The organism is Cupriavidus sp. C1SS-2L, from assembly GCF_057073735.1.
Map to the genome: position 1 here is coordinate 2,168,723 of NZ_CP172708.1, position 24,271 is coordinate 2,192,993.

Consider the following 24,271-nt stretch of genomic DNA (forward strand, 5'->3'; position numbering starts at 1 on the left):
TGCAAGCGCACCGTGTCTCCTGCCAAAACCCGGGCCCGCAAACCGATGCGTGGTACAGTGAGCGCCCTTCAACGCGAGAGGCCCGCATGTTCCGCCGCGCCAATGATTTCACGCTGAAAAGGGAGACGCTCGCGTGACCGACTCCCCGCGCCAGCCTTCCTCACGCAGCCCTCTTTCCATGGTGGTACGGCTCGTTGCCGCGCTGCCGCTGCCGGTCGCCCATGCAGTCGGACGCATGTTGGGACGGCTCGTCTATGCCCTGCCGGGCCGGTACCGCCAGCATGTGCAACAGAATGCGGCCCAAGCCGGATATCCGGGGCCTGCTTTCGCACGCCGCGCGGCGGCCGAAACCGGTGCGATGATGACCGAACTGGCCCATGTCTGGTTTCGCAGCGCGGACTGTATGGAGAAGGTCATCTGCGAAGACTGGGACGTGATCGAGCAAACGCTCGCCGAAGGCCGTGGTCTCGTCATGCTTACGCCTCACCTGGGATGCTTCGAACTGGCGGCCCGCTATGCCGCGGAACGCATCTCGTTGACGATCATGTTCCGGCCGCACCGCAAGGCAGTGTTTCGGGAATTGCTCGACTCCGTGCGCGAAACGTCGAACCTGAAGGCGTTTCCGGCGACCGCACAGGGGGTACGTGCGTTCGTACGCGCATTGCGGCAGGGCGAGGCGGTCGGTCTGTTGCCCGACCAGGCCCCCAAGGGCGATGGCGTGTGGGTGCCCTTCTTCGGCCGCAAAGCCTATACGATCACCTTGCCGTGCAAGCTGGCATCCCAAACTGGTGCGCCATTGATCATCGCCGCCGGCGAGCGGCTGCCGCATGGGCGCGGCTGGCGCATGCATGTGAAGCGACTGACGGCGCCGATGCCGCCGACCGCGGAAGAACAGGCAGCGTGGATCAATGCCGAGGTCGAGGAAATGATTCGCCGATTCCCCGAGCAGTATCTGTGGGGTTACAACCGCTACAAGGTACCGTCCGGCACGCAAGCGCCGAGCGCGAACAGCACGGAGACCGCAAACGCCGCGTGACGACTGCGCTCGCGGCGCATTCCTCGCTCACTTGAGGTATTTCATCGTCGCCACGCCCGTGGCGACGAGCGTTTCTTCGTCCAGCCAGACCTCCGCGCGCGAGAAGAAGATCGAACGGCCACGCCGCTCGACCATGCCTTTCGCGGTCAGCAGCTTGCCTGTCCCGTTGCTCAGGAAGTTTGACGTCAGCGACAACGTGACGGCGTGCAACGGCGCTTCGCCGGGCGGCGAGTACAGGCCCGAATAACCGGTCGCAGCATCCAGCAACGTGCAGATGGTGCCGCCGTGAATGACACGGCTGCGGTTTAGCATATGGGGCGCGACGTCGAGCTCCAGCTCCACGTAATCGCGGCGCCATTGGGTAATGCGGACACCGACACTTTCCAGCGCAGGATTATCGAGGCTGAATCGGCCGCGCTCGTCGCACGAAACAACATCCGCAGCAGTGGCGGTTTCGGAGAATGGATCTTTCATTTCATGAATCGGCGCTGCTTCTTGGGGAAGCGCACGCCTTGCAAGCTACAGGGGCACGCCGGGCCGCCCCTTCAGGAAGCGCAGGCCCGTTTGCTATCGCGCGACAGCAAGAGCGTAACTTCCGGCGATTTGCCCCTGCGCGTAAAGCCGGATTTCGCGAACGGTCCCTTTTGTCCGCGTGAATCCCTTATTCCTTTGCGGTTTCCGCCAGGATGCTTTGGATCGCCTGCTCGAAGGCTTCCACCGGCTGTCCGCCCGTCACCAGGTAACGGCGGTTGAAGATGATGGCAGGCACAGAACTGATGCCCATCGACTGGTTTTCGCGTTCCGCCTCGCGCACCTCATCGGCATAGTCGCCGCCCTGCAGCACCTCGCGCGCCCGCGCGCCATCGAGCCCTACCGACTCCGCAACATCGACCAGCACATCATGGTCACTGGGATCCCGGCCGTCGCCATGGTAGGCCTTCAGCAGTGCCAGCTTGAGCGGAAGCTGGCGACCTTCGAGCCCTGCCCAATGCAGCAGCCGATGCGCATCGAACGTGTTGTAGACACGCGTGCGCGGCCCGAACGCAAAGCCCACCGCAGCCCCACGATCGCGAATCATCGCCTGCGTCTCGGCAACTTGCTCAGGAGTGCGCCCGTACTTCTTGCCGAGGTACTCGACGATCGTCTCACCGCCGGGACCCATGTCGGGATTCAGTTCGAACGGATGGACGGCGATCTCGGCGTCGACCGCATCGCCAAGGCGCGACAGCGCAAGCTGCAACGAAGACAGCCCAATGGCACACCACGGGCAGGAGATATCGGAAACGAAGTCGATGCGGAGCGGTTGGGTCATGGTGTTTGTGACGGGAACGCGATTCGTGGAGTAACAGTGGCGGACAGGGTATCGCGAATCGCTAGACCTTGCTGACGCAGGGAATTGACGGTCCTCAAACACGAAACGGTGTTGCGTGTTGCCAGCCCCTACCTGGGCGAGGTCGTCGGCGTGTATGGGGACTGGACCGCAACGAATCGGGTGGGGTGCCTCGGGGCGTAACGGCGGCCAGGCAATCGTCGGGTTCGGGGCCGAGGGCGAACGGGCGATCGACCGGCCATGGCTGCCGCCTCGAACAACAACCTCATCGTCGATGACTTCCGCCTCAGCGCGGATCGCCGGCTGCTGTTCGGCGCCGGCGAGACGTTCAGCGCGCGCCCGCCGCGCAACCTTGTGGAGCGCATCCGTTCACGCATGGTCAGGGTATTTCCGCAGACGGCCGATCTGCAGATCGAATATGCCTGGGGCGGCTTTATCGACATCCCCATGAACCGCGCACCCGACCTCGGCCGTATCGGCAAATGCCTTTACTACGCGCAAGGCTTCTCCGGGCATGGCGTGGTGTTCGCGGGCATGGCGGGAAAGCTGATGGCCGAAGCCGTCAGCGGGGATGCCACGCGGTTCGATGTGTTCGCGCGCATCCGGCATCGCCGCTTTCCGGGCGGCGATGCCTTGCGAACGCCGGCACTGGTGCTCGGCATGTGGTACTACAAGCTGCGCGACCCGCTTTGATGCCGTCAGCCCCCGGTAACGTTGCGCATTGCAGAACACGTAGCGCAGTTTTTCAGGGCCGTGCAAAACGGTTAGTCCGGTCAGTCGGTCAGGTCCTTCGGCAGCTTGCCGCCGTTTGCAGCGAGTTCCTGCATCACGCGCTTGTGGAGCCAGGTGTTCATCGCTGCCGAGTCGTTGGTGTCGCCCGAGTAGTTCAGCTCTTTCGCAAGTGCCTTGCGATGTTCGAGGCTGCTGTCGACGCCCAGTGCCTTGAGCGTGTCGACAATGGATGTCCGCCAGCTGAGCGCCTGGCCCGAATCATTGGCAGCCTTGTCCATGACGGCCTCCACGTCGACTTGCGAGAGCGGCTGCTGCTGGCTTGCCGTCGTTCCAGATGGCGCCGTGCTGCCTGCCGGTGGCACTGCGCCAGCGGACGGTGCCTGCGGGCTCGCTGAGGGCGACGTCGTCCCGGTGGTAGCACTGGGTGTCGTGCCAGGCGTGGCGGTCGCAGTGCCGGTCTGCGCTTGTGTCTGCGTTTGCGCGGACTGGCCCCGGTGCAACAGCTTGTTCAGGATGTCCTTGAAGATGCTCATGTCAGCTCCCTGTTCAGATTGACGAGAGCGTTCCGTGCAACTTTCATTCCCTGTCGTCAGCCGGCCCGGCAATACCACTACTCAAACAAAAACCCGCGGCTCTCACCGCGGGTTTTTTCACTGCCTTAAGCCCTGCCTTAAGCCGCTACAGGCTCAGACTTCTTCGTACAGCGGCAGCGTCAGGAATTCGGCAAAGTCTTCCGACGTCGACATCTGCTCGAAGATTTCCGCAGCGCGGTCGTACGTCTTGGTCTCGCCGCCGACTTCAGCCTTCACCTTGGCCAGTTCTTCCGGAATCAGCTTGCGCACGAGTTCGGCCGTGACCTTGGTGCCGTCTTCCAGCTTGCCCTTCGGCGAGCGGATCCATTGCCACACCTGCGAGCGCGAGATTTCGGCGGTGGCCGCATCTTCCATCAGGTTGTGGATCGGCACGCAGCCGTTGCCGGCCAGCCAGGCGCCCAGGTAGTGGATGCCCACGTTGATGTTCATGCGCAGGCCGCCTTCGGTGATCGGCGTTTCCGGCTGGAAGTCCAGCAGGTCCGAACCCTTCACGTTCACGTCCGGACGCTGCTTCTCGAACTGGTTCGGCTTGTCGCCGAGCACAGCCACGAATTCCTTCATGGCGGGCTCGACCAGGCCCGGGTGAGCCACCCAGCCGCCGTCGTAGCCGTCGGTCGCGTCGCGCTTCTTGTCGTTGATGATGCCCTGCATGGCGATGGCGTTCTTCTCCGGATCGTTCTTGATCGGGATCAGTGCGCTCATGCCGCCCATGGCGGGCGCGCCGCGATAGTGGCAGGTCTTCAGCAGCAGCAGTGCGTACGCGCGCATGAACGGCGCGGTCATGGTGACCTTGGCGCGGTCGGCCAGGCAGAAGTTCTTGTCGTTCTTGAACTTCTTGATGCACGAGAAGATGTAGTCCCAGCGGCCGGCGTTCAGCCCAGCGCTGTGCTCGCGCAGTTCGTACAGGATTTCATCCATTTCGAACGCGGCGAGGATGGTTTCGATCAGCACCGTGGCCTTGATCGTGCCTTGCGGCAGGCCGATCTCGTTCTGGGCCATCACGAAGATATCGTTCCACAGGCGTGCTTCCAGATGGCTCTCCATCTTCGGCAGGTAGAAGAACGGGCCGTCGCCGCGGGCGATTTGCTCCTTGGCGTTGTGGACCAGGAACAGCGCGAAGTCGAAGATGCCGCCCGAGACGCGCTTGCCGTCGATCGTGACGTGCTTTTCGTCGAGGTGCCAGCCACGGGGACGCACCTGCAGCGTAGCGATCTTGTCGTTGAGCTTGTATTGCTTGCCCTTCGATTCCAGCGTCAGCGTGCGGCGCACGGCAGCCTTCAGGTTCACCTGACCCTGCATCTGGTTGTGCCAGTTCGGGGTGTTGGAGTCCTCGAAGTCGGTCATGTAGCTGTCAGCGCCCGAGTTGAAGGCGTTGATGACCATCTTGGCCTCGACCGGACCGGTGATTTCCACGCGGCGGCATTCCAGGGCCTTGGGGATCGGGGCAACCTTCCAGTCGCCTTCGCGGATGTGCTTGGTTTCCGGCAGGAAATCGGGCACTTCGCCAGCGTCCAGGCGCTTGGCGCGTTCCACGCGCGCGGCCAGCAGTTCCTGACGGCGCGGCTCGAAGGCGCGGTGCAGTTTGTCTACCAGGGCCAGGGCTTCCGGCGTGAGGATATCTTCGTAGGCCGGCAGGATCTCGCCGGTAATCTTCATGCCCGCGGGCAGCGTGATAGCCATCAGTCTTCTCCTGTTAGTCGATAGCTTGTTAGAGGGTTGACCGCTCGTTGCCGTTTAGATTTCCACGCCTTTGGCGCGGACGAAATCGAGCAGGTCGTTCATATCGTGCCCGGTGCCGGAGGGCGCTACGTCAAGGCGCTCCGCCGGGTGGCCGGCACGGTTGATCCAGAACGTGGTGTAGCCAAACCAGGTCGCGCCGCAGGCATCCCACCCATTCGACGAGACAAAGAGGATGTCTTCTGCCGGCAGGTCGAATGCCTTCGGCCCGAGCGCATAGGCCGCCGGTGCCGTCTTGTACTGGCGCACGGCATCCACGGACAGCACGTGGTCAAACAGCCCGTGCATGCCGGCACTCTTGACCGAAATGTCCAGCATCTCGGCATTGCCGTTGGACAGGATGCCGAGCGGCAGGCCCGCGCGTCGCAGTCGCTTGAGCGCACCCAGGTTCTCCGGGAACGCGGACAGGCAGGCGTATTCCTTAAGCAATTGCGCCTCGGTCGCCTCGTCCAGCGTCACGCGCAGCCGCTCTGCGGCGTAGCGCAGCGAATCCACCGTCAGGGCCCAGAACGGCTTGTAGTACTTGCCGTCGGGCGAGGCCATGCTGCGAACGCGGGTGTAGTCGATCTGGCGCTCGCGCCACAGCAATGCCAGTGCCTCACCCTTGCCCGGGAACAACTGTTCCGCGCGCGCCGTGACGGAATACACGTCGAACAGCGTGCCGTAGGCGTCGAAGACGACTGCGCGGATCTTGGTCATGGGCGCTCTGGTTTCTGGAGATGTGCTGTGCCGTAGGCGTTTGCGTGGGGCTGTACACCATTGAATGCATCGCATTGTAGGCAGTCGCTGCAGTGCGGCAAAGCGGGCCCGGGTCACTTGATCTTTTACTTTTCGGCATCTAATCTTGGCTGACTCATCGAACAATAAACACCAATCCTCTCCCATTTGCGTGAAATCCCCGTCCACCAGCCCGTGCGGGTGATCGCGCAGGCATCGCAGGCAAACATTTGTGGACCATTTCAAACAACTGGAGACTTTTGTATCCGTGGCCTCGCGCGGCAGCTTGTCCGCCGCGGCGGGAGCCGAAGGGGTGGCACCCGCCATCATCGGACGGCGCATCGATGCCCTGGAGGAGCGGCTGGGCGTCAAGCTGTTGATCCGCACCACGCGCAAGATCAGCCTGACCTTCGAGGGTTCAGCCTTCCTGGAAGACTGCCAGCGCATCCTGAATGACCTGCACAACGCGGAAGCCAGCGTGTCGGCCGGTGGCGTAAAGGCCAGCGGCCACCTGCGTGTCACGGCCCCGGCCGGTTACGGACGCAAGCATGTGGCGCCGCTCGTGCCGCTGTTTATCGAATCGCACCCTGATGTGACGATTACGCTGGATCTGTCCGATCGCGTCGTCGATCTCGTCAATGAAGGCTTTGACTGCGCCATTCGGCTGGGCGATCTGCCGGATTCCAGCCTGGTTTCCATCCGGCTCGCCGAAACACGTCGTGTGGTGGTGGCATCACCCGACTATCTGGCAAGGGCAGGCACTCCGGTTCTGCCGGAAGAACTGCAGGGCCATAACTGCCTGGCGTTCGGCGCGAGCGCCAATGTCCAGCGCGGCTGGGTATTCCAGCAGGAAGGCCGTACGGTCACGGTCAAAGTGGGCGGCGATATGGAATGCACGGACGGCGCCGTGCTCCACGAGTGGTGCCTGCAGGGGCATGGATTGGCCTGGCGTTCGTGGTGGGAGGTGGGCAGCGAAATCGCCAGCGGCCGGCTGGTGACAGTGCTCGATGAGTTCCAGGCGCCGCCGATCGGCATCCACGCCGTATTTCCGCAGCGCAAGCACCTGCCGCTGCGCGTGCGCTTGTTTATCGACCATCTGAAGAACACTTACGGCAATCCGGCCTACTGGCGCCGGACTGAGCAGACTCCGGCTCGGACAGCCATGACGGCAGTGGCGGGATAAGGCAGCTACGCGGGAGCAGGATGTGCGCTATCGCACTCTGTTGCAATTGATTTAGCGCAATGCCCTACTCGGCACACTGTCTACAATGGTTTTCAGACAGGCGCTTTCCGGTCGCAAGCAAAAGTCTTGTGAAGGTCGCAACCGGGCCTGCCCTCCCCTCATCCCCCGCATGAAAGGAGTCCCGCATGTTCCAACACATCCTTCTCCCCACCGACGGTTCCGACCTCTCCAAGAAGGCAATCAACGGCGGACTGGAGCTAGCCAAGGCCATCGGCGCACGCGTCACTGCCTATGTCTGCCTGGAAGAGTATCCATACACACCGTTCAGCGAGATCGTGGTCGAGGCACCGCAGGCCTTCAAGGACCGCATCGAGAACCAGGCCAAGCTATACCTGAAGGAAGTGGAAAACCTCGCCATGGCGGCGGGCGTGACGTTTGACACCGACATGTCGACGTTTGCAGTGCCTTATCTCGGCATCATCGACGCGGCCGAGCGGCATGGCTGCGATGTGATCTTCATGGCGTCGCACGGCCGGCGCGGCTTGTCCGGGCTGTTGCTGGGCTCGGAAACCCAGAAGGTGCTCACGCACACCGACATTCCGGTGATCGTTTATCGCTAATTTCGATCGCTGGCAGGACCGAGGCCAACGGCCCGGTCCTGCCCCTGCCGTTCTGGCTCAGGCCGCGAGCTTGCGGAACGTCTCAAGCACGGCGTCGCCCTTGAACGGCTTGACGATCCAGCCGCGCACGCCGGCTGCCTTGCCGCGTTCCTTCATGGCCGGGCTGCTTTCCGTGGTCAGCATGATGATGTTGACACCGGCGTTCTTCAGTTCGCCGCGGATCTTTTCCACCATGGTCAGGCCATCCATCTCGGGCATATTGATATCACTGACCACCAGGCGAATGTCCTGACGGCCACGCAGCTTCGCGAGGCCGTCCTTGCCGTCCACCGCAGTCTCGACATCCAGGCCATTGCGCCGCAGGAATCCGGCGACCTCGTCCCGCACGGTGCTCGAGTCGTCTACTACGAGAATCTTCCCCATTTATTGCCTCGCTTTCCTTTGCATCAACTTTCGTATCAATTTTCGTGTCAAAACAATTCCAGCTCGCCGCCACTCTCGGTCTCCGCCGCGACTTCGGCCTGGAAGTCGAGCGGACCATTGGCACACACCGCCAGCGTCACACCCACCTGCACCCCATCGTTGATGACCACCGCATAGGTGGCCAGCATTTGGGGGCCGAGCGCATCGACGTACGACAGGCAATGCGCGCCAAGCACGTAGGGCGTGGACATACCCAGATCCGGGAAATACGCGGACAGCACCTGGCTGATGGCGCCGCAGCAAAGATTGCCGATTTCCAGGAAGCCTTCCAGCGGCGTCACGCTGGCCGTATCACGCACGAAGTACTGGCGCGTCTGTGCACGCGCCGGCAGGTGCAGCAGGAGCAGCAACCGAAACGCGAGGCCCGAAATCGTGAACGTGACGATATCCGCGTCGGTCTCCATGGTTTCCGTGCTGACGCGCGCCACGTTGCAGTGGTCGGCGGCATCCATCACCAGCCGGCTGCGCACGGCGTGCTGGAGGATCCGGTCGAAGCTGTCGCTTGCGTTCGCGCTGATCACGACCCGGCCCTGCCAGACAGGGAAACGAGTTGGCCGGCCAGCGACTCGACCTGGCTCAGCGATGCGGTAATCATCTTGCCGCCGGCCTGGATATCCTGGAACGTCGCTGCGGTGGACAGGTCGTTCTTGTGCAGGCATTCGCCGAAGCCGCGCGCCAGCGCTTCCGACCGGGCCGCGAGCGTCCTGACTTCGCCAGCGACGATCGCAAAGCCGCGGCCGAACTGCCCGGCATGCGCGGCTTCGATCGAAGCGTTCAGCGAGACAATGACCACGTGTCGCACGATAGAAGCGAGCTCCGCATTCTTGGTGTGCATCTCGCGGTTCTGCGCCATCAGCGCGATCATCTGCTCGTGCCAGCGCTCGAAGGTCGTGGCCAGGCCGCGCAGGCGGTTCGTTTCGGCAGCGATACGGGCGGCATGCGCAGCCCCGTTGCGCGCGGCCTCTTGCGCGCCGCGCAGCGCCTCGGCTGCCTGGCGTGCCTGCCGGGACTGCTCCGTCAAAGCCTCCCGGCTCTGCGCAAGTTCCTGCTCGAGCTGCGCCACGCGCTGTTCGGCAGCCTCGCGCCGCTCGCGCTCGCCATCGTCGTGCCACACCGGCGGCTCAACCACCGGCTGCGCTGCCGTGGCGCGCACGGTGCGCCTTTCACCGAACCATGTCTTGCATCGCGCGGCCCACGTGCCGGCACGGCCGGCGGATCCCTCTGTCAAAGTCTGTCTGCGCATTGCACTGATACTGATACGTAGATCGATTACGCTTCCATCGGCTGCGGTACGGCCGCGCGGTCCGCTTGCGGGTGCCGGCCCTCAAGTCCGGCGGCGTCCACGATGTAGCGTTGCGGCAGCCGCACGATGGTTTCGAAGGGCCTGAACATCGCGCCTTCGTTGTCGTCGGCAAAGTGCAGGCTCACGTTGCCGCCCTCGCGCTGCAAGAAGGCCAGCACCGCCTCCATGCCGACACCGCGACCCGAAACAGCCGTCACGTTCTGCGCCGTGGAAAACCCGGCGCGGAAGATGAACTGCGCAAGCGCCGCATCGCTGCACGCCTGATTGGCTTGCAACCAACCGCGCGCGATGGCAACGCTGCGGATGCGCCCAAGGCCGAGCCCGCGACCGTCATCGGCTAGCGTTACCCGCAGGCCCTGTTCGTCCGTGATCACATCGACCGTGATCCGGCCTGCAGCCGGCTTGCCCTCCAGTCGGCGCACGTCGGGCTGCTCGATCCCGTGGTCGAGCGCATTGCGCAACAGGTGGGTAAAGACATCCGTGAGCACGGCGCCGGCCTTCGCCACTACGCGTTGGCCGCCACCATTGACCTGTACAGCCGGTGCGACCTTGCCGAGTTCCGTGGCCAGCGACGGCAGGGAGTCGATCACGCCCGACAGCGCATGATCGACGCTGACTGTCCCAAGGCAGCTCAGGTTGCGGTGCACGGCATCACGCATGGCAGCCAGTTCGCGCAGGCTGGTCGGATCAGATTGCTCCACGAGCGCCAGCGTCGCGCGGATGGCTTCTTCATCGGCAGACGGCATGCCCACCGCCGAACCACCGCCCTGCATGCTGCGCCCGAGCCGCGATTCGCTGATCATTGCATAACGGCCCAGCGCGTCATGCACGCGCTCAAGTTCGTCGAGCAGGCGGTCCTTGTCCCAGTTGCCCTGGGCGGCGGCGCTGCGCAGCGAGTCGTAAGACTGTTCGATCTCGTGCGCGACTTCGGCAATATGGCGGAACTGGTGCGTGCGCGCATTGCCCTTCACGGTATGCATATTGCGGAACAACGCGTTGACCGCGTCGATGTCCGCCTGCACGTTCTGGCGCAGGATGCGCTCGTTCTCGCGCGCAAACCCGACCGCGCTTTCCATGAAGCGGCTGAACGATGCCTCGTTCACCGCGAGGATTTCACCGATGATCTCGAGATCCTGCTTCTGTTCGCTCGCTTCGGCGGCAAGCTTGCGCAGTTGCGTGACATCGCGCAGGCACAGCATCAGCCGCACGATGTTGTCGTACTCGTCGGTGATCGGCGACCAGCTCAGGTCCAGCACTTTCACGCTCCCGTCCGGCATGCGGCGCGTGACTTCCTTCACGAGCAGATGCTCGTTGAAGTCGAAGTTCATCAGGTCCTGCCCTAGACAGGCGTCAATCGCAGCATCCACCTGCGACGCCAGCTCGGCGCTGATATCGCTGTGCGCAAAGATCAGCTCCATGACATGGCGGCCCTCGATCTCGTGCGTTTCCAGAATCTGTTCGAGAAACTTCGAGTACTCGGGATGAACAACGGCGCCCGGCACCACGGTCAGGATGCCCTGCTGCATGTTCTGCAGGATGGCCTGCATGTCGGTAGTCTTCTGGCCCAGCAGGCCTGCGTTCTCCTGGATCTTCTCGATCATGCTGTTGAACGCGACGATCGAACGGCCGATTTCGTCCGCGCTGCCGACCGGTACGCGTCGCGAAAAATCCTGGCTGTCCGCAATCTCGCTCATCATTGCCTGCATGCGTGTCAGCGGGCGAGCGATCTGGCGATACAGCACCATGCCGACACCAACCAGTAGCAGCACTGCGATGCCGCTCACCACGCCGATCGCCGTGGTAGTCGTACTCATCAGCCCGTTCAGTGCCATGATGGCCTCGTCTTTCTCGCGGTTCTTTTCCACGCGAAGCGTCTGAACGATCTTTTCCATTTCGTCGCGATAGCGCGCCACGTTGGCAAACAGAAAGGCCTGCGCGAGTTCATCGCGGCCGGCGGCTTTCATTTCCGCGGTCTCGCGGATGGCCTCGGCGTAATTGCCGAAGCTTTCCCTGGCCTGGTCCACCAGTCCGCGCTGAGCCTGCGTATGCGCGTGCTCCGCCTGGGCTGCGAGCGCCACGCTTAACGCCGCCTGATGGTCCTTCAGTTCGGACTGGCTTTGCGCCACCAGCGCGGCATCGGGCGCATACACGAGCGCCATCGTCGCAAGCTGCACATCCTTGACGAGTGCGACGACATCGGCAGACGCCAGCGCGCTCGGCACGACGCCTTCCGTCACTTCCCTGACCTGTGCGGCGCTGCCCCGCGTCTGATAGACGGCGTAGCCGCCAATACCGGCCAGCGACAGGAACGCCAGCATGATCAACAGCGTAATGCGATGACGAATACTCATAGCTACCTGCAATGCCCCAATGCTGCGTTTGCGAGCTGATCCTGCGGCATTGCGCAAGTCAGAAGAGAGGTGAAAGACAGGGCCAAATTATTGTGACAAAGTGTTACCGCGACATGACTACGCGTCACTTTTTTTACTTATGCAACGCGGGAGCGGAAACTTGCAGGTCAGGCAGCGGCGTTCGGGAAGAGGCACCGCCAGGTCAAAAAGGACCTTGCCCGGCGGAGTCAGATTGCTGATCTGGATGGCAGTCGCGGAGGAACGGCCATGATAAAGACAGACAGCAAGCAGCAACTGATCCGCAAGATCGCCGAGGAATGCCACGCCCCGGAGGCGCTGGTCGCGGACATGTACGAACACACGATGGAGGATCTGAGCGCACAGGCTCGCATCCGCGACTATCTGCCGTTGATGGTGGCGCGGCGTGTCCGGCAGGAAATCAAGGACGGCCAGCACATCTTGCATTGAGGCGCTGAGGCGCTGTGCCGCCAGGCCAAGCACACCACGCGGTTGCGGCCCAGGCGTCTTGCCTCGTAGAGCTCGAAGCGGGCGAGCGGACGGGCGTGGCGTTGTTGCCGTACCCGCCGTTGCAGGGCCGCCGTACTTACGCACCCTTGTTGATGCGCTCCTGAATATGCTGGGCGCGCGCATCCGATCCAGGATGCGACGAGAACATGCTGGACTTGCCGCCATCGAGCTTGGCCAGCTTCTGGAACGCCGTTACCAGCCCACTTCTGCTGGCCTTGTTCTTCGTCAGCAGGTCGAACGAGTAGTCGTCCGCCGCCGATTCCTGGGACTGAGAGAACTGCGCGTTGATCAGCTTCTCGCCGAGTTCGCCGAGTTGCGACGACGACAATGCGGCCACCGCACTGCTGCTGGCCGACGCTGCCACGCCACGCGCCGCGGTTGCCGTGTAGGCGACCTGCATCGCCTTCTTCGTGTGGCCCAGCGCCACGTGGCCCATCTCGTGGCCGAGCACGCCGCGCACCTCATCGTCGGTCATCATGTCCATCAAGCCGCTGTACACGCGCACGCAACCGTTGGCCATCGCCCACGCGTTGACGTCCTTGGTCATGTAGACCCTGGCGTTCACGTTGGGCATATCCGAATTCTTCAGACCCGTCATGACTTTGGCCAGGCGTCTGGAATACGTGCTGCCGGAGGCGGCGATCTTGTTGGTCTTGTCGGATTCAGCGCAGGCCTGGTCGGACAGGCTCTTGACGTCGGCGTCGCTGAGCGTAGCCGCCTTGGCCAGGCTGCTGCCGGCGGCCATCATGCCGTCGAGGTTGGTGCCGGCGCAGCCGGCCAGGGTCGCGGCGGCGGCTGCTGCGAGGGCAATGAGAAGAGTTGCTTTCATGGTGTCGCGGGATCAACGCACGGCAAGCGTGCAAGAGGATGTGTGTCGGATGTGCCTTGAATGTGTCATTCAGGGCACCCGGACTTTATTCCACTTTTATGCCGCAGCGGGACAGTTGATGCGCGATAGCCACCAATTATGACAATTAATTACATTTGAGTTGCCCTGCCGAGCAGACAAAAAAAACCGCGCCGCCTCCTGAGAGAGAAACGGCGCGGTGCCTGAAAAAGAGGAGCGTGATGGTCGCACGCTCCCCCTGGTCTGCTGAACCTAGAGACTGCTCGGTTCCCCCCGATCTATGTTTCAGCAAACGGTGGCCAGGAGAGTCAGGCCACTTTCTTGTCTTCGAAGAACTGCTCGTCTTCGGTAGATCCCTTCAATGCGGTTGTCGATGACTGGCCGCCTTCGATCGCCTGTGTCACGGCGTCGAAATAGCCGGTGCCGACTTCGCGCTGGTGCTTCACGGCGGTGAAGCCTTTCTCGGCTGCCTTGAACTCGGCTTCCTGCAGTTCCACGAACGCGCTCATCTGGTTGCGGGCGTAGCCGTAGGCCAGGTTAAACATCGAGTAGTTCAGCGAGTGGAAACCGGCCAGTGTGATGAACTGGAACTTGTAGCCCATCGCGCCCAACTCCCTTTGGAACCTGGCGATGGTCGCGTCGTCGAGGTTCTTCTTCCAGTTGAACGACGGCGAGCAGTTGTAGGCCAGCATCTTGCCCGGGAACTTGGCGTGCACGGCTTCGGCAAACTTCTTGGCGAACTCGAGGTCCGGCTTGCCGGTTTCGCACCACACCAGATCAGCAACTTCAGCGTAGGCCAGGGCCCGCGAGATCGACTGCTCCAGGCCGTTGCGGACGCGATAGAAGCCTTCCACAGTGCGCTCGCCAGTGCAGAACGGCTTGTCGTTGTCGTCTACGTCCGAGGTAAGCAGGTCAGCAGCTTCGGCATCGGTACGAGCAATCACCAATGTCGGAACGCCCGACACGTCGGCAGCCAGACGCGCCGCGGTCAGCTTGGCCACGGCTTCCCGAGTCGGGACCAGTACCTTGCCACCCATGTGCCCGCACTTCTTCACCGAAGCGAGCTGGTCTTCGAAGTGCACGCCGGCTGCGCCCGCTTCGATCATCGACTTCATCAGTTCAAACGCGTTCAGCACACCGCCGAAGCCGGCTTCTGCGTCAGCCACGATCGGGGCGAAGAAATCGGTGTCGCCCGAGCCCTCGCTCCACTGGATCTGGTCGGCGCGCTGGAACGTGTTGTTGATGCGCTTGACGACCTGCGGCACCGAGTTGGCCGGATACAGCGACTGGTCCGGGTACATCTCGCCGGCGAGATTGGCATCGCCAGCGATTTGCCAGCCCGACAGGTAAATGGCCTTCAGGCCGGCCTTGACTTGCTGCAGGGCCTGATTGCCGGTCAGTGCGCCCAGCGAGTTCACGAACGGCTCTGTATGCAGCAAGTTCCACAGTTTCTCGGAACCGCGGCGTGCCAGCGTGTGCTCCACCTGGACCGAACCGCGCAGGCGCACTATGTCTTCAGCCGTGAAGTTGCGCTTGATGCCCTTCCAGCGTGGATTGGTATCCCAATCCTTTTGCAGAGCCTGGATTTGTTGTTCGCGGTTCATGTTCACTCTCCTGTCGACAAACGGGGGATGGCAAGGAAACCTGTGATGCCTGACCTGTCCGCTCTTGTCGACGGTGACGCGTCTTTTACGTCTCAGGTCATTTGTCTTATATAAGAGTGTAGGGAAACGTCCCGCGTCGCAACAAGCCTTGAATGCAGCTACTACTTAGTTTTTTTATCTATGGATATCAAAGGCTTACCAGGTTTATTTCACGATGCGGGACACAATATTCCATCATGAGAAATCTCGTTGTGCTCTGCAACCCTCTAATTTTGCGGCTCAAAATATCTTTCCACATTGTGGAATATGAGCAGAAAAAGGCCGATTGGATTGTCAATACTGTCGGGCACATGTGGCGGTGCTTCCTATCGAACGCACAATGAAAAACGGCGCCTTGGATGGGCGCCGTTTTGGACGGATAGAAGCAGAAGCGAGTATCACGCTGCAGCGGTATCTCGCGCCTTGCGGTAAGCCACCCAGTCGCCACTGTTGATGCACGGTAGTCCCGTGACGGCTGCATCGGCCACCGGATACAACAGGCAATCCACCGGCTGGCCCTGATGAAGGACGGCCTGTTCTTCCCGGACAAAGAGCGAGGCCTGGCCCGGATAGACTTCCTCGATCTCGTCGAGGACCGGCAACAGCGCCTCAGGCACGTCGTAGATATCGCCCACCGCCGGACTGGCCGTCGAATCGAGCACCAGCCCCGGATAGGTGCCGAAGTCATAGAGCCGCCCGGCAATGGTCCCCGTGCCGAGCAGCGTAGGGGCGGCGATGCCGTGCCGGTGTGCAGCAGTGTTCAGATCGTTGACCTCGCCGGCGCGCAACGTGCCGTAGACAAAAACCTTTGGCATATCAGGCACCAAGCTTTTCTTCGGACACCAGTACGCCATCGGCATCCACGTAGATCCAGTTGCCGGGGCGTACCACGGCACCGGGCATCTGCACTGCCACGTCGCGCTCGCCAGCACCGCGCTTCTGGCTCTTCTGCGGATGCGCGGCGAGCGCGCGGATGCCGATGTCGCAGACATCCAGCTCGCCCGTGTCGCGCACGCAGCCATTGACGATGATGCCGACCCAGCCGTTCTTCTCGGCCAGCAGACCGAGGTTGCCCCCGACCAGCGCGCAGCGCAGCGAGCCGCCGCCATCGACTACGAGCACACGGCCCCGCCCCGGCGATTCCAGCGCCTCGCGCACGAGCGAGTTGTCTTCAAAGATCTTCAGCGTCGCAGCCGGGCCGGCAAAGGCCTGCTGCTTGCCGAACGCGCGGAACACCGGAGCCATGACGCGCAGCGTGCCGTCAGCCAGACGCGGCTCGTTGGCATCGCAAAGATCGGTGGTGACATGCTTCATCTAACACTCCTGCAAGGAAGAATTTCGGTACCGCCTGGTCAGCGCTACGCCGCCGTTGCCTGCGAACCAGCATCGCGGCGCGAACGGTTGCCGTTGCCGACCGTCACGGCGGTCAGGATCGACACCAGCTGGAAGCCGCCGATCATGAAGAACACCCAGTTGGGCAGGTGCGCGTCCATCAGCGCACCGAAGAACAGCGGGCCGCTCGCCAGGCCGATATCCAGGCCCGAATACACCACCCCGTACACGCGCCCGGTAGCCCCGGCCGGGGCCGCAGCACGCACGAGCAGGTCGCGCGACGGACCCGCCGTGCCCGCGCCAAAGCCGACCACGCCCAGCAGCACCGGCACCAACAGGCCCGGTGCAACATTCAGGCCCACCAGCACGGCCATCAGGCCCGATACCGTGAAGCTCAGCGCGATCAGCCTGTCATGGTTGCTCGTGCGTGTCGCGGCAAACCCGCCGACCACCATGCCGCCCGCGCTGCAGAGCATGTAGATGGTGTAGGACGCCGTCGCGAGCGTAAACGGAATGCCGTAGAGCTGCGTCAGCGCCGTCGGTGCGAAGCTCTGGATGCCGGCGGCCGAGAACGTGGTCAGCAGGAAGAAGGCCCAGCATACCCAGACCTGCGGCAGTTTCAGGAAACCCAGCAGGCTGCCGCCGGCGCCGGACTGCGCGGCCTTGGGACGGCCGACCGCACTGCCCAGTTCGCGCGGGTCGAGCACATGGCGCAGCACCAGCAACACCGCCAGCACGCTGAAGGCCACCACCGAAGCAGCGGCCAGCGCCACGCGCCATGTCGCCAGGTTGGCAATGGTTACCAGGAATACCGGTGCGGCCGCCCAGCCCAGGTTGCCCGAGATGCCGTGCACCGAGAACGCATGGCCTAGCCGGGGCTGCGACACATGCTTGTTCAGCAGCGTGAAATCGGCCGGATGGAACACGCCGTTGCCTAGTCCCGCCACGCCGGCGCCGAACAGCAGCATCGCATAGCCGGTGCTCGTCGACAGCAGCAAGGCCGCCGCACCCAGGAAGGCCAGACCGCCAAACAGCACCGGCCGGGCGCCTATGCGATCCACCACGAAGCCTGACGCCGTCTGCACCACTGCCGACACAGCAAAGAAGACCGTCATCAGCAGCCCGAGCTCGGCATAGCTCAGCCCGAACTCCGCCTTGATCCATGGGAACAGCGGCGCGAGCAACAGGTGATAGAAGTGGGAAACCCCGTGCGCCAGCCCTACCAGCCCGATCACCTGGGCATCATGGCGGAGCGTATTGCGGCTGGGATCGAAAGCGGCGGTAGTCATGGCGGCGGATTCGCGGGATGGAGCCAGGCACGCGCGCCGCAGCCCTGCAAGCGAGGGCATGCAAAAACGCGCACCGAAGCTCGCATCATAGTGGAAAACCGCAAGCGACTGCGTCCCGGTGCAGCCGCCGCCGCAACGCCGGAGCCAACTACATCTGCTTGAACAGGTAGGCGTACTGCCGGGCCACGGGCAGCGATTCCGGCCGATCTCGCAGGCGCAGCGACACGCGGCCGAGCGACTGCGGGACAGCGCTGGCGACGCATGTGATATTGACCACGGTACCGCGGTGGATCTGCCAGAAGCGCTCGGGATCCAACTGCTGCGCCAGTTCGCGCAGGCTGGTGCGGATCAACGCCTCGCCACCGGTAGACACGACGTTGACGTACTTGTCGGTCGCTTCCAGGTAAATCACCTCATCGACCGGGATGATGCGGACCTCCTGTCCGACCAGCGCCTTGATGAAGCGCAGGTAACTGCCCTGCTGCCCTGTCGCGGCACGGGCGGCTGTTGGATTCTCCAGCGCATCCAGCCGGTTAAGCAGTTGAGCCAGCCGGTCGTTGTCGATTTGGGCGGTGCTCGGCTCCGCATCGGCCTGTGCCGCCGCCAGCCGCGCCTTCAGCCGCGAAACCGTTGCCTCCAGCCGCTCGTGCTGCACGGGCTTGAGCACGTAGTCCACGGCGGCGCGTTCGAACGCCTCCAGCGCGAACTGGTCGTAGGCCGTCACGAATACCACAAGCGGCGGGTCATCGAACTCGACCAGTTCGCGGGCCACGTCCATGCCGCTCATACCGGGCATGCGGATGTCGAGGAACACCACGGTCGGCTGTTGTTGCCGTGCGGCTTCCAGCGCAGCGACGCCATCGTGCACCACGCTGACCACGCTGGCTTCCGGCCACAGCGCGCTCAGCTCGGATTCCAGCACGCGGGCCAGCAGGGGTTCATCATCGGCAATCAGCAGGGTCGGAGTCATGGCAGGGATCAGGGGCGTGATCGATGTCAGCAGGCAGGGCGTTTCAGATCATCCGAGGCGAGGCATGGCCGGTGTAGCACCGGCAGGCGTGGCCGGCACGGGAGGAGCAGCCGGCGCCGGCATTGGCACTTCGGTATGGCGGGTCATCGGCAGCGTCAGACGCACGACCACGCCGCGCGGCGTGTTTTCTTCCATCTGCATGCTGGCCGCCGCGCCAAAGATGCGCGCGAGCCGTTCGCGCACGTGCGTCAGGCCGAGGCCAGAGCCCTTGCCCGATCCATGGCCGAAGCCGACGCCGGTATCGGCGATGATGACCTGTACCGCGTCTTCGCCAGCCGCGCGCGCCGACAGCGTAATGTGGCCACCGCGCATGCACGGCTCGATGCCATGCGTGACCGCATTCTCCACGAGCGGCTGGATCAGCATCGGCGGAATCTCCACACCGGCCAGCTCGGCAGGCAGGTCGAAGTCGTAGCCAAGGCGCGTGCCGAAGCGCATGCCCTGGATATCGAGATAGCTGCGCAGCAACTCGAACTCCTGACGCAGCGTGCATTGCTCGGCCCGCGTATGCGACAGCGAGGTGCGCAGGAAACCGATCAGCCGTTGCAGCAGCTTGCGTGCCGCGCGCGGGTCGGTGGCAATGAGTCCGTCGAGATTGGCCAGCGAGTTGAACAGGAAATGCGGTTCGATCTGTGCCTGGAGTGCCATCAGCTGAGCGCGCACGAGTTGCTTCTCGGCTTCTTCGCGCTGGAGGGCGTCCAGCGCGGCCTGGCGTTCTAGATAAGCCAGCTTTTCGCGTGACCAGTAGAAATAGATCATGCTGGCGGACGCCAGCATGCCCACCACCAGGCACATGCGCAGCATATCGCCGGTTTCAGCGGACAGTTTTGGCGGCAGGTTCAGTACTTCGCGCGTGGCCCAGCTGCCCAGCACCACGCCCATAGGCACGGCTGCCGCGGCCAGGAACAGGAACGGCCAGCGGCGCGGGCGATCGTTCCACCAAATCATCACGCGCGGAATATCGATCAGCATCCAGATCGATATGCCGATCAGGTGGCTGTAGACAAAGTTGTGCCACAGCGTGCCTCCGGTCTGGAAGCCGTAGTTCAGGCTGACCGCGATCACCGTGTTCATGCAAAGCACAAAGAGCAGGTCACGCCCAAGGATTGTCAGCCGGGACGGGATGGCAGCAGAGATACAGCGTTCCATGGCGTTCATGTTAGCGTGCCCTATGCCTTACGCAATGTGCGGTGATCCGCAAGCATACGGTTCCTGCCCCGCCTGAGCCACCCGTTCTCATGTCTCTCTCACTTGTCAATGGCATCGCGCGCAGTCTCTGTTGCGCTGCAGCATGGAACGGAGAGTCGCTTCTCAGTCGACGTCTCCCGCACGTGCAGGCACTTTACGATGCCTTGGGCCGGAAAGAAAAGTATCGTGCGACGAACGGCGGGCGCGCGGCGCGAACCGCGCCGGGACGGGATGGACAGCGGCATGCGCCGCTGCCTGCACAGATGGGGCTGCCCGGATGGGGCAGCGAGGCAAGGCCGGCCGGGTAGCCGGCGCGCAATCACGCGGCCAGGGCCTGCCGCGTGTCGCTTTCGCCCAGCGCGCTGGAGACCGTATCGCGTGACAGGTGCGGCGCGAACATGTTGATGAAGGCGTGCGCATAGCCGCGCAGGTATGAGCCACGGCGCACTGCGACGCTCGTGGTGTTGGAGTCGAACAGATGGTCGGCGGAAATCCGCACCAGGCCCGAATCCTTGCGGTCGTCGTAGGCCATCGAGGCAATGATGCCGACGCCAAGTTCGAGCTCGGCATAGGTCTTGATGACGTCCGCATCCAGCGCCGTCAGCACGATTTCGGGCTGCAGGCCGGCCTCGGCAAAGGCACCATCGATCTTGCGGCGGCCGGTGAAGCCGGCGTCATACGTGATCAGGGGGAAACCGGCCAGGTCTTCCAGCGTCGGCTCCGGCACGAGCGTCAGCGGATGATCGGGCGAGACCACCAGCACGTGCTGCCATGTGTAGGCGTCAAACGAGGTCAGCCCGGCCTCGGTGGCAAGCGCCTCGGTCGCGATGCCGATGTCGGCCTGCCCCGTCAGCAGCAGTTCGACGATGTGCGTGGGCGACGCCTCCTGCAGCGCGAGCGTGACGTGCGGATACTCGCGACGGAACGACTGCACCACCTTCGGCAACGCATAGCGTGCCTGCGTGTGCGTCGTGGCCACCGTCAGGCGGCCGGTATGGCGGCCCGCAAATTCGTCGCCGGCCTGGCGCAGGTTCTCGGCCTCGAGCAGCAGGCGCTCGACAATGCGCACGATCTCGCGGCCCGGCTCGGTCAGCCCGGTCAGGCGCTTGCCATAGCGCTCGAAAATCTCCACGCCGAGTTCTTCTTCGAGTTCGCGGATCTGGCGCGACACGCCCGGCTGCGAGGTGTACAGCGCGTTGGCGACTTCGGTCAGGTTGAACTGGCGGCGTACCGCCTCGCGGATCGATCGGAGTTGCTGAAAATTCATCGCACTGCCCCTTGCCGGCTTGACGTCGCGCCGTTGGCGCGCGCGTTCGATTGTTGTTGTGTGTGCTGGGTGAAGACACGCAGCTGGCGCGGACGCACCGCCAGCAGTTCGCCTTCGCGGAAGCCCGCGTGGCGGAAGCGTTCAAGCGGCAGCGCCACTTCGATGACGTCCTGGTTGTCTTCGCGCTCAAGTTCGAGCTGAGCCACGGGGCCGAGCGTCAGCGCGCGGCGCAGCGTGACGGCGATACCGTCAGTGCCCGGCGCATAGCGTTCGAGATCGAGATCGTGCGGCCGCACATAGGCCACCGCGTCACCGGCCGTCTCATGGCCGCTGCCCACCACGGGCAGCACCGCTTCGCCGGTATGCAGCAGGCCACCGCTCTCTCCCACTTCCAGGCGGCCATGGAACAGGTTGACATTGCCGAGGAAGCCGAACACGAATGGCGTGGCCGGATGGTTGTAGACCGCTTCCGGCAAGCCGAACTGTTCGACGTGGCCGCGATTCATCAACACCACCTGGTCGGCTACTTCAAGCGCTTCTTCCTGGTCGTGCGTGACAAATACGCTGGTTACGTGCAGTTCGTCGTGCAGGCGGCGCAGCCAGCGGCGCAGTTCCTTGCGCACCTTGGCATCGAGCGCGCCGAACGGCTCGTCGAGCAGCAGCACGCGCGGCTCCACGGCAAGCGCGCGGGCCAGCGCAATACGCTGGCGCTGGCCACCCGAAAGCTGCGCGGGATAGCGGTCGGCCAGCCAGTCGAGCTGGACGAGTTCCAGTAGCGACTTCACCTTCTCGCGGATCTTCGCTTCGCTCGGGCGCTCGTTGCGCGGCTTCACGCGCAGGCCGAACGCCACGTTCTCGAACACGCTCATGTGCTTGAACAACGCATAGTGCTGGAACACGAAGCCAACCTGGCGCTGGCGCACATGCTGCTCCGAGGCATCGCGCCCGGCCAGCACGATCTGGCCCGCATCGGCGCGCTCCAGGCCCGCGATGATGCGCAGCAGCGTGGTCTTGCCGCAGCCCGACGGCCCCAGCAGCGCGGTCAGCTCGCCCTCTTCGAAGTCCAGCGAGACGTTGTCCAGCGCGACAAAATCGCCAAAGCGCTTCTCTACGTTCTTGACCTGAATGCTCATGATGCCTGTCCTTGCAATGCAGCCAGCGGACGTTCCGTGGCAGCGTCTTCGTTTTCCTTGCGGGCGCGCAGTTCGACCAGCGTCTTGATGCCCAGCGTGACCAGGGCCAGCAGCGTCAGCAGCGATGCGACCGCGAATGCCGCAGCGAAGTTGTACTCGTTGTAGAGGATCTCCACGTGCAGCGGCATGGTGTTGGTCAGGCCACGAATATGGCCCGATACGACCGATACCGCGCCGAACTCGCCCATCGCACGGGCGTTACACAGAATCACGCCGTACAGCAGGCCCCAGCGGATATTCGGCAGCGTGATGTGCCAGAAGGTCTGCCAGCCCGACGCACCCAGCACGATGGCGGCTTCTTCCTCCTCACTGCCCTGCGCCTGCATCAACGGAATCAGCTCGCGCGCCACGAACGGGAAGGTTACGAAGATCGTGGCCAGCACGATGCCGGGCACCGCAAACATGATCTTGATGTCATGCGCCTCCAGCCACGGACCAAACCAGCCCTGCGCGCCGAACATCAGCACATAGACCAGGCCCGAGATCACCGGCGACACCGAGAACGGCAGGTCGATCAGCGTGGTCAGCAGGCTCTTGCCCGGGAACTCGAACTTGGCGATGGCCCATGCTGCAGCCACGCCGAACACCAAGTTCAGCGGCACGGCAATCGCGGCCACCGTCAGCGTGAGCTCGATTGCAGACAGCGCGTCCGGCTCGATCAGCGCTTCCCAGTAAGTCTCTACGCCCTTGCGCAGCGCCTCGTAGAAGACCGATGCGAGCGGCACGAACAGGAACAGCGTAAGGAACAACACCGCCACGGTGATCAGCGTGAAGCGCACCCATACGGCTTCGCCGGTGGCGTCGAACTTGTGGTGGGCCCCACCCTGCCGCCCAAGGCGGCCCGAAACTGCGCCGGCCATGTCAGTGCTCCTTGTCCGTGGCGGGCGCTTCGAGTGCCAGGCCGCTATGCGCGCCCGACTGGTGGCGGCGCGTCCAGGCCTGCAGCAGGTTGATCACGAGCAGCAGCCCGAAGGAAATCACCAGCATCACCACGGCCACGGCGGTGGCGCCGGCGTAGTCGTATTGCTCGAGCTTCGAATAGATCATCAGCGGCGCAATTTCCGAGACCATTGGCATGTTGCCGGAGATGAACACCACTGAGCCGTACTCGCCGGTGGCCCGTGCAAACGACAGCGCAAAGCCGGTCAGCAGCGCGGGCAGGATGGCGGGCAGGATCACGCGGATAAAGGTCTGCAGACGCGTGGCACCGAGGCTGGCCGCGGCTTCTTCGAGCTCCTGCTCGACGTCTTCGAGCACCGGCTGCACCGTGCGTACGACGAACGGCAGGCCAATGAAAGTCAGCGCCACCACCACGCCCAGCGGGGTGAAGGCCACCTTGATGCCTAGCGGCTCCAGATAGCGGCCAATCCAGCCATTGCCCGCGAACAATGCCGTCAGCGCAATACCAGCCACGGCCGTGGGCAGCGCGAACGGCAGGTCCACCAGCGCATCGATCAGGCGCTTGCCCGGAAAGCGGTAGCGCACCAGCACCCACGCGACCACCAGCCCGAAGACCGTATTGATGATGGCGGCGATCAGCGAAGCACCAAAGCTCAGTTGATACGAGGCGACCACGCGTGGCGCCGTCACCGTCGTCCAAAAGGCCTCCCACGTCATCGTGAACGTCTTCAGGAACGTGGCCGACAGCGGGACGAGCACGATCAGCGTGAGATAGAAAATCGTGAAACCGAGGGACAGGCCAAAGCCTGGCAATACCGTAAAGCGCTGGCGGCTGTTACGGCCCGGCGCGCTGCGGCTGGCACGCGAATCGGGGGCGGCCGGTGGGGGCGTGTCCGCCAGGGAAATGGTCGGTGGCATGTCGTCTCGTTGGTGATCGGCCCCGCGACGTGGCGCGGGTCCTTATGAAAC

General features: G+C 63.4%; 25 protein-coding genes. 5 read left to right on the forward strand and 20 right to left on the reverse strand.

The genetic code is table 11. From position 1 onward, the window contains the following. Positions 1 to 178 precede the first annotated feature (178 nt). Positions 179 to 1,036 carry a lysophospholipid acyltransferase family protein gene (locus ACIGJG_RS10040; RefSeq protein WP_041679633.1) on the forward strand — a complete coding sequence of 286 codons (858 nt, stop codon included), beginning with the start codon at positions 179 to 181 and terminating at the stop codon, positions 1,034 to 1,036. A 27-nt stretch (positions 1,037 to 1,063) separates the two neighbouring features. Here ACIGJG_RS10040 and ACIGJG_RS10045 read toward each other — a convergent pair whose 3' ends face one another. Together ACIGJG_RS10045 and ACIGJG_RS10050 are read right to left on the reverse strand one after the other, a co-directional pair. Next, positions 1,064 to 1,510, reverse strand: coding sequence for a PaaI family thioesterase (locus ACIGJG_RS10045; protein WP_011298110.1), 447 nt, complete (start codon positions 1,508 to 1,510; stop codon positions 1,064 to 1,066). Between the two features lie 187 nt (positions 1,511 to 1,697). Continuing rightward, positions 1,698 to 2,348 (reverse strand): DsbA family oxidoreductase, encoded by a 651-nt coding sequence (locus ACIGJG_RS10050; RefSeq protein WP_220630742.1) that lies wholly within the window; start codon positions 2,346 to 2,348, stop codon positions 1,698 to 1,700. A 258-nt stretch (positions 2,349 to 2,606) separates the two neighbouring features. On the opposite strand from ACIGJG_RS10050, the gene ACIGJG_RS10055 reads away from it, so the two are divergent. Beyond that, the gene (locus ACIGJG_RS10055; protein WP_235679808.1) at positions 2,607 to 3,059 is read left to right on the forward strand and encodes an NAD(P)/FAD-dependent oxidoreductase; all 453 of its coding nucleotides are present in this window, start codon (positions 2,607 to 2,609) and stop codon (positions 3,057 to 3,059) included. Positions 3,060 to 3,139: 80 nt separating this feature from the next. Here ACIGJG_RS10055 and ACIGJG_RS10060 read toward each other — a convergent pair whose 3' ends face one another. The 3 genes from ACIGJG_RS10060 to ACIGJG_RS10070 all read right to left on the reverse strand — a co-directional run bounded on the left by ACIGJG_RS10060 (position 3,140) and on the right by ACIGJG_RS10070 (position 6,127). Next, positions 3,140 to 3,631 (reverse strand): DUF3597 domain-containing protein, encoded by a 492-nt coding sequence (locus ACIGJG_RS10060; protein ID WP_011298112.1) that lies wholly within the window; start codon positions 3,629 to 3,631, stop codon positions 3,140 to 3,142. 153 nt (positions 3,632 to 3,784) lie between these two features. After that, on the reverse strand, positions 3,785 to 5,371 hold the full coding sequence (aceB, locus tag ACIGJG_RS10065; protein ID WP_140949714.1) for a malate synthase A: 1,587 nt from the start codon (positions 5,369 to 5,371) through the stop codon (positions 3,785 to 3,787). A gap of 54 nt (positions 5,372 to 5,425) precedes the next feature. Continuing rightward, the gene (locus ACIGJG_RS10070) at positions 5,426 to 6,127 is read right to left on the reverse strand and encodes a haloacid dehalogenase type II (RefSeq protein ID WP_011298114.1); all 702 of its coding nucleotides are present in this window, start codon (positions 6,125 to 6,127) and stop codon (positions 5,426 to 5,428) included. Positions 6,128 to 6,377: 250 nt separating this feature from the next. Here ACIGJG_RS10070 and ACIGJG_RS10075 point away from each other — a divergent pair, with 250 nt between their 5' ends. Both ACIGJG_RS10075 and ACIGJG_RS10080 read left to right on the forward strand, forming a co-directional pair. Then, positions 6,378 to 7,328, forward strand: coding sequence for a LysR family transcriptional regulator (locus tag ACIGJG_RS10075; RefSeq protein WP_140949712.1), 951 nt, complete (start codon positions 6,378 to 6,380; stop codon positions 7,326 to 7,328). A 185-nt stretch (positions 7,329 to 7,513) separates the two neighbouring features. Then, positions 7,514 to 7,948 carry a universal stress protein gene (locus ACIGJG_RS10080; RefSeq protein ID WP_011298116.1) on the forward strand — a complete coding sequence of 145 codons (435 nt, stop codon included), beginning with the start codon at positions 7,514 to 7,516 and terminating at the stop codon, positions 7,946 to 7,948. Between the two features lie 57 nt (positions 7,949 to 8,005). Here ACIGJG_RS10080 and ACIGJG_RS10085 read toward each other — a convergent pair whose 3' ends face one another. The 4 genes from ACIGJG_RS10085 to ACIGJG_RS10100 are packed head-to-tail and all read right to left on the reverse strand — an operon-like array spanning position 8,006 to position 12,085. Beyond that, complete coding sequence (locus ACIGJG_RS10085) at positions 8,006 to 8,371, reverse strand: response regulator (RefSeq protein WP_011298117.1); 366 nt, start codon at positions 8,369 to 8,371, stop codon at positions 8,006 to 8,008. A gap of 47 nt (positions 8,372 to 8,418) precedes the next feature. Further along, entirely contained in the window at positions 8,419 to 8,952 is a 534-nt protein-coding gene (locus ACIGJG_RS10090; protein ID WP_220630744.1) for a hypothetical protein, read from the reverse strand. Further along, on the reverse strand, positions 8,949 to 9,659 hold the full coding sequence (locus ACIGJG_RS10095) for a methyl-accepting chemotaxis protein (protein WP_245001867.1): 711 nt from the start codon (positions 9,657 to 9,659) through the stop codon (positions 8,949 to 8,951). Before ACIGJG_RS10095 ends, ACIGJG_RS10090 begins: the two co-directional genes overlap by 4 nt. A gap of 41 nt (positions 9,660 to 9,700) precedes the next feature. After that, positions 9,701 to 12,085 carry a HAMP domain-containing protein gene (locus ACIGJG_RS10100; RefSeq protein ID WP_483672290.1) on the reverse strand — a complete coding sequence of 795 codons (2,385 nt, stop codon included), beginning with the start codon at positions 12,083 to 12,085 and terminating at the stop codon, positions 9,701 to 9,703. Between the two features lie 267 nt (positions 12,086 to 12,352). Here ACIGJG_RS10100 and ACIGJG_RS10105 point away from each other — a divergent pair, with 267 nt between their 5' ends. Next, positions 12,353 to 12,553, forward strand: coding sequence for a DUF3562 domain-containing protein (locus ACIGJG_RS10105; protein ID WP_140949706.1), 201 nt, complete (start codon positions 12,353 to 12,355; stop codon positions 12,551 to 12,553). Positions 12,554 to 12,689: 136 nt separating this feature from the next. Here the strand turns inward: ACIGJG_RS10105 and loiP are convergent, their stop codons facing one another. The 11 genes from loiP to cysT form a co-directional block, all read right to left on the reverse strand. Then, positions 12,690 to 13,442 (reverse strand): metalloprotease LoiP, encoded by a 753-nt coding sequence (gene loiP, locus ACIGJG_RS10110; protein ID WP_140949704.1) that lies wholly within the window; start codon positions 13,440 to 13,442, stop codon positions 12,690 to 12,692. A 326-nt stretch (positions 13,443 to 13,768) separates the two neighbouring features. Continuing rightward, positions 13,769 to 15,064, reverse strand: coding sequence for an isocitrate lyase (gene aceA / locus ACIGJG_RS10115; RefSeq protein ID WP_483672291.1), 1,296 nt, complete (start codon positions 15,062 to 15,064; stop codon positions 13,769 to 13,771). 437 nt (positions 15,065 to 15,501) lie between these two features. Next, a complete protein-coding gene (locus ACIGJG_RS10120; protein WP_140949702.1) occupies positions 15,502 to 15,918 on the reverse strand; it encodes a gamma-glutamylcyclotransferase family protein in 417 nt (138 codons plus the stop codon). A 1-nt stretch (position 15,919) separates the two neighbouring features. After that, the gene (rraA, locus tag ACIGJG_RS10125; RefSeq protein ID WP_140949700.1) at positions 15,920 to 16,417 is read right to left on the reverse strand and encodes a ribonuclease E activity regulator RraA; all 498 of its coding nucleotides are present in this window, start codon (positions 16,415 to 16,417) and stop codon (positions 15,920 to 15,922) included. 44 nt (positions 16,418 to 16,461) lie between these two features. After that, entirely contained in the window at positions 16,462 to 17,724 is a 1,263-nt protein-coding gene (locus ACIGJG_RS10130) for an MFS transporter (RefSeq protein WP_041679636.1), read from the reverse strand. Between the two features lie 148 nt (positions 17,725 to 17,872). Beyond that, a complete protein-coding gene (locus ACIGJG_RS10135; protein WP_011298127.1) occupies positions 17,873 to 18,694 on the reverse strand; it encodes a LytR/AlgR family response regulator transcription factor in 822 nt (273 codons plus the stop codon). A 48-nt stretch (positions 18,695 to 18,742) separates the two neighbouring features. Next, a complete protein-coding gene (locus ACIGJG_RS10140; protein ID WP_011298128.1) occupies positions 18,743 to 19,912 on the reverse strand; it encodes a sensor histidine kinase in 1,170 nt (389 codons plus the stop codon). Positions 19,913 to 20,261: 349 nt separating this feature from the next. Continuing rightward, positions 20,262 to 21,209, reverse strand: coding sequence for a CysB family HTH-type transcriptional regulator (locus ACIGJG_RS10145; protein WP_220630747.1), 948 nt, complete (start codon positions 21,207 to 21,209; stop codon positions 20,262 to 20,264). Continuing rightward, a complete protein-coding gene (locus tag ACIGJG_RS10150) occupies positions 21,206 to 22,342 on the reverse strand; it encodes a sulfate/molybdate ABC transporter ATP-binding protein (protein ID WP_483672292.1) in 1,137 nt (378 codons plus the stop codon). Before ACIGJG_RS10150 ends, ACIGJG_RS10145 begins: the two co-directional genes overlap by 4 nt. Further along, positions 22,339 to 23,262, reverse strand: a complete 924-nt coding sequence (gene cysW / locus ACIGJG_RS10155; protein ID WP_483672293.1) for a sulfate ABC transporter permease subunit CysW — start codon at positions 23,260 to 23,262, stop codon at positions 22,339 to 22,341. The genes ACIGJG_RS10150 and cysW overlap by 4 nt, the downstream gene beginning before the upstream one ends. A gap of 1 nt (position 23,263) precedes the next feature. Next, positions 23,264 to 24,220: a sulfate ABC transporter permease subunit CysT gene (gene cysT / locus ACIGJG_RS10160; protein ID WP_011298132.1), complete on the reverse strand. Its 957-nt coding sequence runs from the start codon at positions 24,218 to 24,220 to the stop codon at positions 23,264 to 23,266. Positions 24,221 to 24,271 lie beyond the last annotated feature (51 nt).